Below are 14,705 nucleotides of genomic sequence, written 5' to 3'. Positions count from 1 at the left end.
GAGCCACGCCGCTCGGCGTGCGAGGTGCGTGCTCAGCGTGCGAGCTGCGTGCTCGGCGTCGTGTCCGGGCCCGGCGCGGCCGGGTCGACGGTCACCGTGATGAGCGTTGCGGCCACCACGCTGGCCAGGGCGAGCCCGGCGGCGAGGCGGCGCGAGGGCACGGACTTCCGGTGCCGGGCGGCCGCCCGGCGGGCCCGCGGCCGCGGCTCGGAAGCCGGCGCGGGCTGCGGGAGACGCACGGGCTCCAGGGGCGCGGAGTACTGGTTCATCGGAGAATCGGCGTCCTCAGTAGGTGAAGCACTCGGAGTGGATGCGTGCGGACGGGACGCCCGCCCTGAGCAGTGACGTGGTCGTGGCGTCGGCCATGCCGGGCGGCCCGCAGAGGTAGACGTCGCGGTCGGCCAGGTCGGGGACGAGGGCGCGCAGGGCCTGGGGCGCGAGCGGATCGTACGCGGCGTCGGAGCGGCCAACGAGATAGTGCAGTGCCGCCTTGCGGGACGAGGCGATGGCTTCCAGCTCCTCGCGCAGGACGAGTTGGCCGGCGTCGCCCGCGCGGTAGAGCAGCGTGAGGTCGCCGGGGCTCGCGGGCAGGGACTCGAAGAGGGCGCGCATCGGAGTGATGCCGATGCCGCCCGCGATCAGCAGGACCTTGGGGCGGGTGCGGCGCCGCTCGGTCAGCGCGCCGAACGGGCCGGTCGCCAGGACCCTGGTGCCGGGCCGCAGCCCGCGGACCCTGCGGGAGTGCCCGCCGAGGGCCTTCACGGTGATGCGGAGGCGGTCGTCGCGGGCGGGCGCGGAGAGCGAGAACGGCAGGGCGGTGTGCCACAGGCCGCCCCGCAGGAAGCGCCACCGAAAGAACTGGCCGGGTTCGGCGCGCAGCTCGCGGAGCCTGTCCCCTTGGATGGTGACGGATACCACGCCGGGGCCTTCGTGTTCCACCGCGGCGACGCGCAGTCCGTGCCGCAGGGCCTGGCGGACCGGGACGATCGCGCGGTACCAGGTGAGCAGTACGCCGACGACGGTGTGCAGCAGGGCCCAGAACCAGGCGGTGAAGGCGGTGACGGCGACGTCGGGGCCGGCCAGCTGGTGGACGAAACCCAGCGCGGCGGCGAGGTAGGTCAGCAGGTGGATGCCGCGCCAGGCTTCGTGCGAGACCCGGCGGCGTACGGCACGGACGGAGATCAGGCCCGCGCCCGCGAGCAGGGCGCCGCCCGCGAACGCGGCGATGAGGGCCGGGTACCGGAACATGGCCCCGGTGGCGGTCAGCAGGTCGGTCCCGGTGCGCAGGGCGTACACGACGAGGGCGAACAGCCCGTGGGCACCGCACAGGACCAGGACCCAGCGGCCGCCGAAGGCGTGCCAGCGGGCGAGGCGGTCGGCGCCGACGCCGTGCTCGACGGCCGGAACCCGGGCCATCAGGAAGAGCATGACGAGGATCCCGTAACCGGCGAGGAGCCCGCTGAGGTGCGCGGCGGCCCCGATCAGCTCGTCGGGCCGGGCGGAGGGGTGCACCTGGGCGGCCCACAGCAGGGTGACGAGGACCGCACCGGCGGCCAGCCCGGCCCGCAGCCGTTCGGAGGCGGTCTTCATCTGGGTCGCCCCGGGTCGGGAGCGCATGGCGGAGTGGGCCGGAGGGTCATGCCAAGATCCGTTTCGCTCGGTGTTGCAGGGGCATAGCAGCGGCAACTATGCGCAAACGCAATCGGTGCGAGCAATGGTGATGCACACAGGATGAGGTCCATCACGTGTGTCGATTCGCGCTTAATATCCGCATATCGGCGGCATATGGGTCTGTACGGGAATGGCTTGTTGCCCTCTGCGGACGCATGCTTGGAAAACTCTTTGCACTTTCACACCAGCACTGCGGCGAAGGTCTTCTTATCCGGCCGACGCGCTCCGGATCGCGGTGAGGGCACGCGTCACGTCCTCGTCGGTCGTCGACCAGTTGCTCACGGAGATCCGCATGACGCGACGGCCGCGCCACGTCGAGCCGCTGATCCACACCGTGCCGTCGGCGAGCAGCCGGGCGAGCACCGCCTCGGTGCGCTCGTCGCTGCCGAACTCGGCGCACACCTGCGTGAACACCACGTCGTTGAGCACGCTCGCGCCGTCGATCCCGGCGATGCCCGTACCGAACGCACGGGCGTGCCGGCACAGCCGCTCGACGAGGTCGGCCACTCCCGACCGGCCGAGGGACCTGAGTGCGGCCCACACGGTGAAGGCCCTGCCGCGCCGGGAGAGTTCGGGAACCTTGTCGACGGGGTCGCCGTACTCGTCCTGGATGAGGTAGTCGCCCTGCAGGCCCATGGAGGCCCGGACCGCGGACGGGTCGCGCACGACGGCGAGCCCGCAGTCGTACGGGACGTTCAGGGTCTTGTGGGCATCGGTCGCCCAGGAGTCGGCGTCCGCGCACCCCGCCGTCAGGTGTGCGTACCGCGGCGACGCGGCCGCCCATAGCCCGAAGGCGCCGTCCACGTGCACCCATGCGTCCGACGCGTGCGCCGCGCGGACCGTCTCGACGAAGGGGTCGAAGGCGCCGGAGTGGATGTCTCCCGCCTGGAGGACCACGATCGTCGGAATCCTCCCGCCGGCCGCCAGCGCGCTGCGCAGGGCCTCGGGCACGATGCGTCCCTGACCGTCCGACGCCACCGGCTCCGGCCTGCCGAGCCCGAGATAGCGCAACGCCAGGTCAACGGTGATGTGGCGGTCCTCACCCACGAGGACGCGGACCGCCGGTCCGCCCGCGAGCCCGTCGCGGGCGACGTCCCGGCCCGCGCGGCGGAGCACCGCGTCGCGCCCGGCGGCGAGGCAGGTGAAGTTCGCCATCGTGGCGCCCGTGGTGAAGCCGACGGCGCTGTCGCCCGGCAGACCGAGCAGGTCGAGCAGCCAACCGCCGGCGACGTCCTCCACCGCCGCGTACGCGGGCGAGACGGCACGCATCACACAGTTCTGGTCCCACGCGCTGACCAGCCAGTCCGTGGCCAGGGCGGCCGGTTCGGTGCCGCCGATCACGAACCCGTAGAAGCGGCCGCTGGGAAAGGCGGTGAGCCCGGGCTCACAGGCCGTGGCCAGCAGGTCGACGACATCGGCCGGCGGACTCGGACCGTCCGGCAGTCCGGTACCCAGCGCGCGCACGATCTCGTCGACCGAAGCACGGGCGGGAACCGGGCGGTCGTCCAGGCTCGACAGCCACCGGGTGGCATGGCCGTACGCCCGTCGGAGCGCCTCTTCGCGCGCGTCCATACCTCGGACTATGGGACCATCGCCGCCGCCGCGCAATCGAGCGGAGCGGGCGTCCGGCACGGCGCCGCGGCGCCGGCCGTCGCCGGCCCGTTCCGCCTCCGGATCGGCTGGAATTCCGCGCCGAATTTGTGCCGGGGCGGCTGCGGTGCATGATCGGGGGATGTCAGATCGCATCATTGCCGCCTGCGACGGCGCGGCGAAGGGTAATCCCGGACCGGCTGCCTGGGCGTGGGTCATCGCCGATCCGCAGGGCCGCCCCGAGCGCTGGGAAGCCGGGCCCCTGGGCCAGGCCACCAACAACGTGGGCGAGCTCACCGCCCTACAGCGGCTGCTGGAGTCCCTGGATCCCGGAACGGCCGTCGAGGTCCGGATGGACTCCCAGTACGCCATGAAGGCGGTGACCCAGTGGCTTCCGGCCTGGAAGCGCAACGGGTGGAAGACCGCGGCCGGAAAACCCGTCGCCAACCGGGAGCTCGTGGAGCGGATCGACGCGCTGCTGGGTGAGCGGGACGTCGAATTCCGCTACGTTCCGGCCCACCGCGAGGACGGCGACCTGCTGAACGCCATCGCCGACCAGGCCGCCAGTGACGCCGCCGTCAGCCAGCAGGCGGCCGGTACGGCCCTCGGCGGCGCGTCGCTCCCCGTACCCGCTCCCGCCCGGGCCTCCGCACCCCGTACCAAGCCCGCGGCCCGGGCCGGAGGAGGAGCCGGGAAGCCCGCGCGCAGCCGGGGCGGCTCGATCAAGGCGAAGTTCCCCGGCAGCTGCCCCTGCGGCAGGTCGTACGCGGCCGGTGAACAGATCACCAAGCTCGGCACCCGCTGGGGCCACCCGGGCTGCGCCGCCCCCGTACCGAGCGACGCCCCCGCGTAGCCGAAGAGCCCCGTCGGCCGCCGGCCGGTCAGCCTTCGGTGCCGCCGGGTGTGAGACGGCATCCGAGGGGCAGGCGCCCCGTGACGAGACTCCCACCCGACCAGCAGGGAGGCATTCCATGACGGAGAACGTGTGGGGATATCGCGAGACCTCGGGGCGCCTGGAGGACGTCGACCTGACGGGATTCAAGGTCGAGGCCGTCGACGGCGGTATCGGCAAGGTCGACAAGCACTCCGATGAGGCCGGCTCCGCCTACGTCGTGGTGGACACCGGTCCGTGGATCTTCGGCAAGGAGGTCCTCCTCCCGGCCGGCACCGTGTCCCGCATCGACGCGGACGAGGAGAAGATCTACGTCGACCGGACGAAGGAGCAGATCAAGAACGCTCCCGAGTTCCACCGGGACGAGCACCTCCAGGACCCCGGATACCGCGGGGAGATCGGTACGTACTACGACACCGGCATCGGCGGCCCGTTCGGTGGAAGCCACAGCTGATGCGAGGCATCGGGGAGCCGCCTCGGGGCGAGCGGGGAAGAGGGCCGAGGCCAAGGACAAGGACGGGGAACGGAGGCGTTTTTCGATGAAGGCATCGAAGGTGGCCTACAAGCCGGTCGGGCTGGTCTTGGGCGCAGGCGCCGGCCTGCTGGCCGGTGCGCTCTTCAAGGAGGTCTGGAAACTCGCCGGGCACGAGGACGCCGCCCCGAACGCCACCGACGAGGAACGGCACTGGCGCGAGATACTGATCGCCGCCGCCATCCAGGGTGCGATCTTCGCCCTGGTCAAGGCGGCCGTCCAGCGCTCCGGGGCCGTTGCCGTACGGCGTGTGTCGGGTACCTGGCCCGCCTGAGCCGCCCGCCGACCGCGCACGGCCGGACCTCCTCGACCCCGGCGTGATCGGCAAGACGCCCCCTAGAGCGTGTCCGGGCCGTGCCGCCGGCCCGCCCCGGCGCAGCGCAGGCACGCGGCCGCTTCGGGCCGCGCCTCCAGGCGGGCCGCCGAAATGCGTCGGCCACAGCCTTCGCACCACCCGTACACACCCCGCTCCAAGCGGTCCAGCGCCCGGTCGACCTCCTCCAGGTGCTCGGCCGCCCGGCGCAGCAGCGACGCGACGTGGGCGCGCTCGAACGCGGTGCTCGACCCCTCCGGATCGTGCTCGTCGTCGACCGCCACCAGGGCGTTCGCCTCGACGATGCCGTCGAAGTCGCGCCTCAGGGCCGCGATCTGCGCGGTCGTCGAAGCCCGCGAGACCTCCAGTCGCTCCCGCTGGGAGGCGGACTCGTCGGAAGCCGACAGGCCGTTCACGTGCGCGCCTCTGGCGCCTGGTCCGGCCGCGAGGCGCACGCTATGCACTCCGCGTCGATCTGGTCGGCGAGCTGGGTGAGGGCCTCGCTCATGGCCCGCACCGTCTCGGGATCGGCGTCGGGGGAGTCGTCCTCCAGAGCGGCCGTCCAGCCGTCGGCCACTCCCCGCAGGAGCGCCGTCACCTGCTCGGCCGGGATGACCACTCCGCCTTCCTCCGTGGGGATCAGCGGCAGGGCGAACGAGTGCATGGACCGCTCCTCCTCTCGTGCCGTGCGGACGTCGTGCGGTGCGGACGAGACGGTCGTCCCCCTCGAAGGGCTACCCGGTCGTTGCGGGTACAACCGGCGATGGCGCGAGGAGGATCCCCGCCCAGGAGCTCACCACGTTGCGTGCTCGCCCGTGCATGCCCCACCCGCGGTCAGCCGGATCGTCCGGAGCGCCGGCAGCGCCCGTATCGTTCCGCCGGCGGTTCACGGTCCCTCTCCCCGGGCCGGAGCGCGCGTCCGGGTGAGAGCGCGGGTGGCCGACTCGGAAGCGGGCATACGCCCGGGGGAACGGCACGGAGGACGAGCGAAGGGTCCCGCATGCGCAGCGTCGGCGTCGAAGAGGAACTGCTGCTGGTCGATCCGCGGACGGGGCGGCCGGCGGCCTCCGCCGGCGCGGTGCTGGCATCGGCCCTGCGGTCCGGAGGCCGGGCGGCCGGCGCCGGCGGGGAGATCCCGCTGGAGAAGGAACTGCACAAGGAACAGGTCGAGTGCGCGACCCGCCCGCTGACCCGGATGGACGAACTCCACCAGGAGATCCGCCGTTGGCGCGCCGAGGCCGCGCGGCACGCGGAAGCCGCCGGCGTCCTGGTGGCGGCCCTCGCTACCTGCCCGCTGCCGGTGGAGCCCTCGCTGAGCGTGGGGGAGCGCTACCAGTGGATCGCCCGGCAGTTCGGCCTGCCCGCACAGGAACAGCTGACCTGCGGGTGCCACGTGCACGTGGCGGTCGACTCCGACGAGGAGGGCGTGGCCGTCCTCGACCGCATCCGGCCCTGGCTCTCCGTCCTCACCGCGCTGAGCGCGAACTCACCGTTCTGGCAGGGAGAGGACACCACGTACGGCAGCTACCGCAGCAGGGTTTGGAACCGCTGGCCCTCGGCTGGCCCCGTGGACGTCTTCGGCTCGCCCGAGCGCTACCACGAACGGGTAAGGGCCATGGTCGCCACGGGGGCCATCCGCGACGAGGGGATGATCTACTTCGACGCGAGGCTGGCCGCCTCCTACCCGACGGTGGAGATCCGCGTGGCAGACGTCTGCCTGGACGCCTCGACCGCCGTACTGCTGGCTGCCCTGGTACGGGGCCTGGTGGACACGGCGGCCCGGGACTGGCGGGCAGGGGAACCGTCGCCCGCGGCCGACACGAGCCTGCTGCGGCTCGCCGCCTGGCGCGCGGCCCGGTCCGGGCTCGACGGACCGCTGATCCACCCGGCCACCTTGCGCGAGGACTCCGCCGAAGCCGTGATCCGGGGCCTGTACGACCACGTGCGGGAGGCTCTGGAAGACAACGGGGACGCCGGCTTCGTCAAGGCCGGCCTGGCCGAACTGCAGTCCCGCGGCAACGGCGCCCGCGTGCAGCGGGAGCTGCTGCGCACGGGTGGTGACCTGGCCGCCATGGTGCTCCGGTGCGCCCGGCGCACCCTCGGGGGCGAGGCCGGCTGAGGAGAATCCCAGCCATGTCGCGAAGACGAGCCGATGCCCCGGCGATGCACCCCCGGCACGAACGGCGCGGGGAGGCGCGGGCGCCTGCCGTGGTCGCCACACTCGCCGCGATCACCCTCTACCTGGCGCTGCCCCAGCAGTTGCTCGTCGCGCCCCGCTACGTGCTGCCCGCCCTGGAAGTGCTGCTGCTCCTGCCGCTGATCGCGAGCTTCTCAACGCCCAGGTCGAGGACGGGCGCGCCCTGCTGGTCGCGGCGCTTCAGGTCTGGCTGACCAATGTCATCGCCTTCGGCCTGGCCTGCTGGGAACTCGACCGCGGCGGGCCCGTCAGCCGCACCCAGCTGCCACGTGACCAGCTTCCGCTGGCGGACTTCCGGTTCTCCCAGGGACTACCTGTACGTGTCCGTCACCAACTCGACCGCCTTCAGCCCGACCGACACCATGCCGCTGTCGACGCGGGCCGAACTGCTGATGAGCGCCCAGAGCGTCTCCGCGCTGCTGACCTCGCTCCTCGTGATCGCCCGTGCGGTGAGCATCCTGCACTGAGCCGGTTCGCAACGGCGTGCGACTGCGCACAGATAGAGACGGAAATCGGGGGCAGACGCCGTCTGAGGCGCCAAGGCGGAGCAACCGTTCCGCCGAACTCAACGTGAGAACGAGGTACCTGATGATCGCCGTCGGACTGATTCTCCTGCTCATCGGATTTCTGACCGGAATCTCCCTCCTGTGGACCATCGGCGTCATCCTGCTGGTGGTGGGCGCGGTGCTGTGGCTCCTGGGCTCGGTCGGGCACGCGGTCGGCGGTCGGCGCCACTATTGGTGACCGCACCTGCGGTACACGGCGCGGGCGGGGCCCCTCACGGGGCCCCGCCCGCGCCGTTTGGCGGCGTTCGGCCTCGGCCGTCCCCGGCGCCGGTCAGACCCGCTGGCCGGCGGCCGGTTCCCGGGCCCGTTCGGCGTTGAACTGGGCCCCGGTGAGCAGGGCCAGATTGGCGATCCACAGCCAGACCAGGAACACCACGATGCCGGCCAGCGAGCCGTAGAGCCGGCCGTACGTGTCCAGCTCCGTGTACAGCGTGAACAGCACCGAGGCGGCCAGCCAGAGCAGGGCCGCCAGTACGCCGCCGGGCAGGCCGCGGCGGGTGCCCCGGCTCTGCACCGGTCCGGTGCGGAAGAGGACCAGCACCAGGAAGGTGACGGCCGCGAGCAGTACGGGCCAGCGCAGGAGCGCGACGGCCTCCGGGCTGCTCCCACCGACGGTCTGCGCCACCCACCGGGCCAGCGGCCCGGACACGACCAGCCCCACGGCGGCGACGACGAGCAGGACCAGCAGCAGCGCCGCGTTCACGATCAGCAAGTGGGCCGCGCGCAGCGGGGGCCGCCGGTCGGGCACGTGGTGCATCGCGTGCAGGGCACGGCGGAACACCGCCAGATAACTGCACGCCGACCACAACGCGCTCAGCACGCCGCTGATCAGCAGGGCCCACACCGACGACTGCTCCGCCGCGAGACCGCCGAGCGCGTCGCGCAACACCTGCGCCGACTGCGCAGGAGCGTACGAGGTGAGCTCGCTGATCAGCCGTTCCCTCGTCGCCCCGCCCTGCAGTCCCACGAGGGAGACCGCGATGACGAGCGCGGGCAGGAGCGCCAGGACGGCGTAGTAGGTGAGAGCGGCCGCGTGCTCGGCGAGGTTGTCGGTCCACACGCGGGCGGCCGTACGCCGCAGCTCGGCGCGGGTGCGTGCCGCGAGGGCGAGGACGGGCGGACGGCTGCGATGTGATGCGGTGCGGGGCATGTCGGTCACCCTGCGCGCGTGCCCGACATGGCCCGTCCGCATGCGCCGGCCGAGCACCCCGGTCCTGGGCGGCTCAGCCGGCGCGGCCCGGTGGTCAGTCGGAGGAAGCGGCCGGCTTCGCCACCGACAGGGGCTCGGCGATGTCCTCCAGCGAACGCCGCTCCGCCTTGACCGCGAGGAAGGCTGCCACCACACCTGCGGCGCACATCAGCGCCGCGCCGATCCGGAAGGCCAGCGCCGTGTCACCCACCACGCCAGACTCGGTCAGGTCGGCGAAGATCAGCGGGCCGCTGATGCCGCCGGCCGCGGTACCGAGGGCGTAGAAGAAGGCGATGGCCATGGCCCGGGTCTCCATGGGAAACACCTCGGACACGGTCAGGTACGCGCTCGAAGCACCCGCCGACGCGAAGAACAGCACCACGCACCAGCAGGCCGTCATCGTCGTCGCCGTCAGCGAACCCCGGTCGAACAGCCACGCCGTCCCGAACAGCAGCACACCCGACAGCAGATACGTGGAGGAGATCATGATCCGGCGCCCGACCGTGTCGAACAGCTTGCCGAGCAGCAGGGGGCCGAGGAGGTTGCCCGCGGCGATGACGGCGAAGTAGTAACCGGTGTGCCCCGTCGGCACGTCGAAGAACGTCGTCAGGATCGTGCCGAAGCCGAAGGTGATCGCGTTGTACAGGAACGCCTGCCCGATGAACAGCGCCAGCCCGAGGACCGCACGGCGCGGATAACGGCCGAAGACCGTCCGGGCGATGAGACCGAACCCGATGCTCTTGCGCTGCCGGATGGTGATCTCACCGGCCGGCGGCGGCAGCCGTTCGCCCTTCTCCTCCTCGATCCTCCGCTCCACGGACGCCACCAGTTCCTCGGCGTCCTCGTCCCGGCCGTGGATGAACTGCCAGCGCGGGCTCTCCGGAACGTGCCTGCGCACGAGCAGGACGACCAGCCCGAGGACGACCCCGAGGGCGAAGCTCAGCCGCCAGCCGAGGTTCTGCGGAAAGATGTCGGTGTCCAGCATGACCACGGACAGCAGGGCGCCGCCGATCGCGCCCAGCCAGTAAGTGCCGTTGATGATGAGGTCGACCCGGCCCCGGTAGAGGGACGGGATCAGCTCGTCGATCGCCGAGTTGATGGCCGCGTACTCGCCGCCGATACCGAAACCGGTGAGGAACCGGAAGAGGAAGAACCACCAGGACTCGAACGACAGCGCGGTCATCGCGGTCGCACCCAGATAGACGACCAGCGTCACCATGAAGAGCTTCTTGCGGCCGTAACGGTCGGTCAGCCAGCCGAAGAACAGCGCCCCCGAGCAGGCGCCCGCCACATAGAGGGCGGCGGCGACGCCGGTGACCTGGGCGGCGGTGATGTCCAGGCCGCTGCCCTCCTCGGCGAGACGTCCGGCGACGTTGCCGACGATGGTGACCTCGAGCCCGTCGAGGATCCAGACGGTGCCGAGGCCGATCACGATCATCCAGTGCCATCGGGACCACGGCAGACGGTCGAGACGGGCCGGCACGGCCGTGGTCACCGTGCCCATGGCGGCCGGCGCGGAGTCCTCCGGCGACGAGGCGGATGCCATCGCTCCCTGCTCCCTCCTGCTCGATCCCCCCACCCTGCCGGGTGCCCGCGAACCGTCCGGACATGCCACAGCTGCCGCGCGGCCCTGCGCCGGACAGCACCCAGCATGCGCGCGGCCCCCTTCACACCGGCCGCGACACACGGAAGCGGGGGACACGACGGCCGTCGCCGTGCCGGCGGGTGCGTTCAGGCGGCGCCCGACGGGGCACACGGTGTCTGCACGCCTTCCCCCAGCCCGTACGGTCCAGGAGACGCCATGACCCTCACGCAAGAGTCCGCCGAGTCGATCCCGGAGCTCCCGCGGACGCTGAGCGTGCCGACCGCCGACGCCCGCGTGGCCCGGCTCCGGCGGCGCCTGGAGCGCCTGATAGGGATAGCGGCGACCGAAGGCAATGCCCTCACCCCCTTGCGCAACGGGGACGAGATATTCGCCGCGATGCTGGCCGGCATCCGCAGAGCCCGGCACACCGTGGACATGATGACCTTCGTCTACTGGAAGGGCGAGATAGCCCGCGACTTCGCCCGGGCCCTCGCCGAGCGGGCCGGCGCCGGTGTGCGGGTCCGGCTGCTGCTCGACGGCTTCGGCAGCCGGCTGATCGAGAGGGAACTGCTGGACGCCATGGAGGAGGCCGGCGTGCAGGTGGCCTGGTTCCGCAAGCCCCTCCACCTCTCCCCGTTCAAGCAGAACCACCGCTGCCACCGCAAGGTCCTGGTCGTCGACGAGGAGACCGCGTTCACCGGCGGCGTCGGCATCGCCGAGGAATGGTGCGGCGACGCGCGCAACGAGCACGAATGGCGCGACACGCACGTCGAGGTCCGGGGACCCGCCGTCGACGGGATCGCCGCCGCGTTCGCGCAGAACTGGGCCGAGTGCCACGACGAACTCTTCGACGACCGCGACCGGTTCATCGACCATCGCCCGCAAGGCGACGCGATCGTCCAGGTCGTACGGGGCTCGGCAAGCTTCGGCTGGCAGGACATGCAGACTCTGGTGCGGGTCATGCTGGAATCCGCCGAGGAACGCTTCCGCCTGGCCACCGCCTACTTCTCACCCGACGCGTACTTCGTCGATCTGCTGTGCGCGACGGCCGGACGCGGGGTCGACGTGGAGATCCTCCTCCCCGGCCCCCACACCGACAAGCGGGTGTGCCAGCTCGCGGGCCAGCACCACTACGAGGACCTCGTCGCCCGCGGGGTGAAGATCTACCAGTACCAGCCGACGATGATGCACGCGAAGGTCATCACCGTCGACCGCGTCGCCGCGCTGGTCGGATCGACCAACTTCAACCGGCGCTCCCTCGACCACGACGAAGAGGTGATGCTCGCCGTCCTCGACGAGCGGTTCACCGGCGTCCTCGACGGACACTTCGACGAGGACATCGCGGCGAGCGAACTGATCGTGAAGGGCCGCTGGCACAGGCGCCCAGCCCTGCAGCGGGCCCGGGAACTGGCGGTACAGCCGATCCGCCGCTTCCTGTGAGCACCCCGACACCGTGAGCGCAGAAATGCGCAAACGGCGCAGGTCAGACCCGGTTCCAAGGTCCGGGTACGGGCGCCCTATCCTGCCCGGACCGCAGCTCTTCCGGTCTGCGGCGGGGAGGGAACCATGGGAAGCAGAAGCACCGCAGAGGCGACGTCCGTTCGGGAATGCCCGGAGTGCCGGGCCCCGGTCCCGGTGGACGTCAGGTACGTCGACTGGTGCGCCGCGTGCGACTGGAACGTCGATCCGGGCGCGCCGGACCCCGAGCCGGGCCGGATCCCGGCCGCACGGCGCAGGCTGGCGCACACGTACGGGGAGCAGCTCGCGGCCGAGATGGAGCGGGGCGGGGGCCGGAGCGGGCCCGTGGGGCGCGATGCCGCGACCGTGTCGGCGTTCGCGCTCTCCCTGCTGGTGCACGGCGTGACCGTGCTGCTGCTGGTGACCGGGATCCTGCTGATCGTGCTGGGCTGGGACACGGGCGTACAACCCGTGCTGGGCGCGTTGCTGCTCGGCCTCGCGGCGGTGCTGCGGCCCCGGCCCGGGCGGCTGCCCAAGCACGCGCCCGTGCTGTACCGGGCCGACGCGCCGCGGCTGTTCGAGCTGATCGACGAGGTGGGGGCCGCAGTGGGGACTGCCGGGGTACACGCGGTGGTGGTCGGCGCCGAGGCCGAAGCGGCGGTGACCACGTACGGCCTGCGGGCACGGCGCATGATGATCCTGGGCCTCGGACTGTGGGAGATCCTCCTGCCCCAGGAGCGGGTGGCGCTGCTGGGCCACGAGCTGGGCCACTTCGCCCACGGGGACACCCGGCGCGGCATCATGACGGGCGGAGCGCTGAAGGCGCTGTCCACCTGGTTCTACGTGCTGGCGCCGAACCGCCCGCAGGGGCTGATGGACTGGTTCGTGAACGCGGTGACGTTCCCGCCCCGGTGGACGGTGTACGGACTGCTCGTGCTCCTCGACCACCTGACCCTGCGGGCCTCGCAGCGAGCCGAGTACCTGGCCGACGTCAGCGCGGCCAGGGCCGGGTCCACGGAGGCGGCCGTCGGCTTGATGGACCGCCTGCTGGTCAGCCGGGCGGTCGGTTCCGAGCTGCGCCGGGAATCGGCGGCCGCCCAGATGCAGGGGGGCGCGGCCGGCCGCGGGGCACGCGACGCGGCGGAACGAGGGCTGTGGGAGCGGCTGGCCGCGCACATGGCCGCCGTCCCGGAGCACGAGTACGAGCGGCTGCGCCGGGTGGCGGCCCGGCGCGGGCACCGCGTGGACAGCACGCACCCGCCGACCCATCTGCGCCGCCGGTGCGCGGCGGCGGGCGGCCCGTACACGGCGCAGGTCACGTACGACGAGGACCGCGCTGCGGCGGTGGCGCAGGAACTGTCCCCGGCCCGCGCCACCCTGGCCCGCCGAGTCATCCGGGACTACGCGCACTGACCCCCGCCCACCACGTCCGCAGCCGGAAAACCCGTCGCGCGCCTCTCCTCGACGCAGAACAATCCAGGTCATGGGGACGGACATGCACGGGTTCATCGAATGTCGCGATGAGGACGACCGCCGCTGGAACGGTGCGATCGACATCGCGCACCTCTACGACGGGCGTTCCTACGCTGCCTTCGGGGCCCTGTTCGGCGTGCGCGACGCCACGTCGTTCCGCCCGCTCGCGGAATACCGCGGACTACCGGCTGACGTTTCGCCCGAGAGCCTTGCCGGCTTCGCGTCCTGGAGCCCCGATGCGGCGGGTGCGTCCTGGATCACGTGGGCGGAGCTGGCGGCCGCGGACTGGGACGAGGCCGCGAACGAGGTCGACGACTGCGTCCACGAGTTCCGCCGCGGCCCGGAGGGGACCTGGGAGATGCACGGCCGGAACACCGGCCTCGACCGCTTCGCCGAGCTGGCCCGCCCCGCCGCCCCCGAGGCTCTCTACCGGGCAGGCCGTACCTACCCCGACGGGACCGAGTGGCTCGACGGCGATCGTCTCTTCCGGGTCGGCCGCCTGAGGAGGAAGGACGCCGTGCTCGACGGCGAGTGGGGCGCCGTCTGGTCGGTGATGCGTACCCTGGCGAGCCGGTACGGCGACGAGGGGGTCCGCCTGGTCGTCTGGTTCGACGGCTGACTCGGCCGGATCCGCGGCGCAGCGGCGGTGGCGCACCGGGTGGCCCGCGCATTCACGGTCGCCGAACGGGCCAACGCGTGGGCGGGCTGCCGGGGAGGGTGCGCGCGGCGCGTCAGGTGCGCTGCTCCGAGGCGGTGCGGAACTGCAGGGCGATCCCGGCGGCCTCGGAGAAGCTCTTCTCGTCCGCGAGGATCACCTGGCCGGATGTGCCGGAGTCGGTCCATGCGCAGACGATCGGGCGTTCGGCGGCCGGCAGGAAGCCGCAGCTCAACTGGCCGCCCCAGGGGCCCGCTTCGAAGCCGGTGACCTCGGTCGCCCGGGCTCCGGCGAAGAAATTGCGCAGCTCTTGGGACATGGTGTCCGAGCGCTTCTCCTCGGCGAGGCGCGCGTCCCACTTGACGGCGTTGATCTGCAGCACGGCGCCTACCGGCCGCTCACCGGGACCGTTGTAGAACCAGCGCTTGCCCGAAGGCGCCTTCTGGGAGGTGAGCCGGTCGTATTAGGCGGCGGTCACGAATGCTGTACTGGACACCTGCGAGGCCGCGGACTTCGCCCTGTGGCCCACCGCGGTACGGCGTCTGGTGCGGCGGAGTCCGTCGTCGCTCCCGGTGGCCTGAGGA

General features: G+C 72.2%; 18 protein-coding genes. 10 read left to right on the top strand and 8 right to left on the bottom strand.

All coding sequences use genetic code 11. The annotated features are described in order from the left end of the window. Positions 1 to 32 precede the first annotated feature (32 nt). The 3 genes from ACFY1T_RS31670 to ACFY1T_RS31660 form a co-directional block, all read right to left on the bottom strand. Positions 33 to 269 (bottom strand): hypothetical protein, encoded by a 237-nt coding sequence (locus ACFY1T_RS31670; protein ID WP_390791226.1) that lies wholly within the window; start codon positions 267 to 269, stop codon positions 33 to 35. Positions 270 to 285: 16 nt separating this feature from the next. Next, positions 286 to 1,590 carry a ferric reductase-like transmembrane domain-containing protein gene (locus tag ACFY1T_RS31665; RefSeq protein ID WP_390791225.1) on the bottom strand — a complete coding sequence of 435 codons (1,305 nt, stop codon included), beginning with the start codon at positions 1,588 to 1,590 and terminating at the stop codon, positions 286 to 288. 288 nt (positions 1,591 to 1,878) lie between these two features. Then, positions 1,879 to 3,243, bottom strand: coding sequence for a pyridoxal phosphate-dependent decarboxylase family protein (locus ACFY1T_RS31660; RefSeq protein WP_390791224.1), 1,365 nt, complete (start codon positions 3,241 to 3,243; stop codon positions 1,879 to 1,881). A gap of 160 nt (positions 3,244 to 3,403) precedes the next feature. Here ACFY1T_RS31660 and ACFY1T_RS31655 point away from each other — a divergent pair, with 160 nt between their 5' ends. From ACFY1T_RS31655 to ACFY1T_RS31645, 3 genes are all read left to right on the top strand, one after another. After that, positions 3,404 to 4,114 (top strand): ribonuclease H, encoded by a 711-nt coding sequence (locus ACFY1T_RS31655; RefSeq protein WP_390791223.1) that lies wholly within the window; start codon positions 3,404 to 3,406, stop codon positions 4,112 to 4,114. Positions 4,115 to 4,232: 118 nt separating this feature from the next. Beyond that, positions 4,233 to 4,607: a PRC-barrel domain-containing protein gene (locus ACFY1T_RS31650; protein WP_390791222.1), complete on the top strand. Its 375-nt coding sequence runs from the start codon at positions 4,233 to 4,235 to the stop codon at positions 4,605 to 4,607. An 85-nt stretch (positions 4,608 to 4,692) separates the two neighbouring features. Further along, positions 4,693 to 4,959: a DUF4235 domain-containing protein gene (locus ACFY1T_RS31645; RefSeq protein WP_390791221.1), complete on the top strand. Its 267-nt coding sequence runs from the start codon at positions 4,693 to 4,695 to the stop codon at positions 4,957 to 4,959. Positions 4,960 to 5,021: 62 nt separating this feature from the next. Here the strand turns inward: ACFY1T_RS31645 and ACFY1T_RS31640 are convergent, their stop codons facing one another. Then, on the bottom strand, positions 5,022 to 5,414 hold the full coding sequence (locus ACFY1T_RS31640) for a TraR/DksA family transcriptional regulator (RefSeq protein WP_390791220.1): 393 nt from the start codon (positions 5,412 to 5,414) through the stop codon (positions 5,022 to 5,024). Next, a complete protein-coding gene (locus ACFY1T_RS31635) occupies positions 5,411 to 5,662 on the bottom strand; it encodes a DUF6213 family protein (protein WP_390791219.1) in 252 nt (83 codons plus the stop codon). The genes ACFY1T_RS31640 and ACFY1T_RS31635 overlap by 4 nt, the downstream gene beginning before the upstream one ends. 336 nt (positions 5,663 to 5,998) lie before the next feature. Here ACFY1T_RS31635 and ACFY1T_RS31630 point away from each other — a divergent pair, with 336 nt between their 5' ends. The 4 genes from ACFY1T_RS31630 (at position 5,999) to ACFY1T_RS31615 (ending at position 7,939) form a co-directional block, all read left to right on the top strand. Continuing rightward, positions 5,999 to 7,117, top strand: a complete 1,119-nt coding sequence (locus ACFY1T_RS31630) for a glutamate--cysteine ligase (protein ID WP_390791218.1) — start codon at positions 5,999 to 6,001, stop codon at positions 7,115 to 7,117. Between the two features lie 14 nt (positions 7,118 to 7,131). Beyond that, positions 7,132 to 7,389 carry a hypothetical protein gene (locus ACFY1T_RS31625; protein ID WP_390791217.1) on the top strand — a complete coding sequence of 86 codons (258 nt, stop codon included), beginning with the start codon at positions 7,132 to 7,134 and terminating at the stop codon, positions 7,387 to 7,389. 75 nt (positions 7,390 to 7,464) lie between these two features. Next, positions 7,465 to 7,662 (top strand): hypothetical protein, encoded by a 198-nt coding sequence (locus ACFY1T_RS31620; RefSeq protein WP_390791216.1) that lies wholly within the window; start codon positions 7,465 to 7,467, stop codon positions 7,660 to 7,662. Between the two features lie 121 nt (positions 7,663 to 7,783). Beyond that, positions 7,784 to 7,939 carry a DUF6131 family protein gene (locus ACFY1T_RS31615; RefSeq protein WP_199813733.1) on the top strand — a complete coding sequence of 52 codons (156 nt, stop codon included), beginning with the start codon at positions 7,784 to 7,786 and terminating at the stop codon, positions 7,937 to 7,939. 93 nt (positions 7,940 to 8,032) lie between these two features. Here the strand turns inward: ACFY1T_RS31615 and ACFY1T_RS31610 are convergent, their stop codons facing one another. Together ACFY1T_RS31610 and ACFY1T_RS31605 are read right to left on the bottom strand one after the other, a co-directional pair. Then, on the bottom strand, positions 8,033 to 8,911 hold the full coding sequence (locus ACFY1T_RS31610; protein WP_390791215.1) for a YihY/virulence factor BrkB family protein: 879 nt from the start codon (positions 8,909 to 8,911) through the stop codon (positions 8,033 to 8,035). Between the two features lie 94 nt (positions 8,912 to 9,005). Further along, positions 9,006 to 10,496: an MFS transporter gene (locus ACFY1T_RS31605; protein ID WP_390791214.1), complete on the bottom strand. Its 1,491-nt coding sequence runs from the start codon at positions 10,494 to 10,496 to the stop codon at positions 9,006 to 9,008. Between the two features lie 255 nt (positions 10,497 to 10,751). Here ACFY1T_RS31605 and ACFY1T_RS31600 point away from each other — a divergent pair, with 255 nt between their 5' ends. The 3 genes from ACFY1T_RS31600 (at position 10,752) to ACFY1T_RS31590 (ending at position 14,085) form a co-directional block, all read left to right on the top strand. Continuing rightward, positions 10,752 to 11,975 (top strand): phosphatidylserine/phosphatidylglycerophosphate/cardiolipin synthase family protein, encoded by a 1,224-nt coding sequence (locus ACFY1T_RS31600; protein ID WP_390791213.1) that lies wholly within the window; start codon positions 10,752 to 10,754, stop codon positions 11,973 to 11,975. Between the two features lie 126 nt (positions 11,976 to 12,101). After that, positions 12,102 to 13,406, top strand: coding sequence for a M48 family metallopeptidase (locus ACFY1T_RS31595; protein ID WP_390791212.1), 1,305 nt, complete (start codon positions 12,102 to 12,104; stop codon positions 13,404 to 13,406). A gap of 70 nt (positions 13,407 to 13,476) precedes the next feature. Then, complete coding sequence (locus tag ACFY1T_RS31590; protein WP_390791211.1) at positions 13,477 to 14,085, top strand: hypothetical protein; 609 nt, start codon at positions 13,477 to 13,479, stop codon at positions 14,083 to 14,085. A 112-nt stretch (positions 14,086 to 14,197) separates the two neighbouring features. Here ACFY1T_RS31590 and ACFY1T_RS31585 read toward each other — a convergent pair whose 3' ends face one another. After that, on the bottom strand, positions 14,198 to 14,503 hold the full coding sequence (locus ACFY1T_RS31585; RefSeq protein ID WP_390791210.1) for a hypothetical protein: 306 nt from the start codon (positions 14,501 to 14,503) through the stop codon (positions 14,198 to 14,200). Between the last annotated feature and the right edge of the window lie 202 nt (positions 14,504 to 14,705).

This window comes from Streptomyces sp. NPDC001194, assembly GCF_042896985.1.
Lineage (GTDB): Bacteria > Actinomycetota > Actinomycetes > Streptomycetales > Streptomycetaceae > Streptomyces.
The sequence above is the reverse complement of the archived record's forward strand: the minus strand, read 5'-3'. Positions and strand labels throughout refer to the sequence as shown.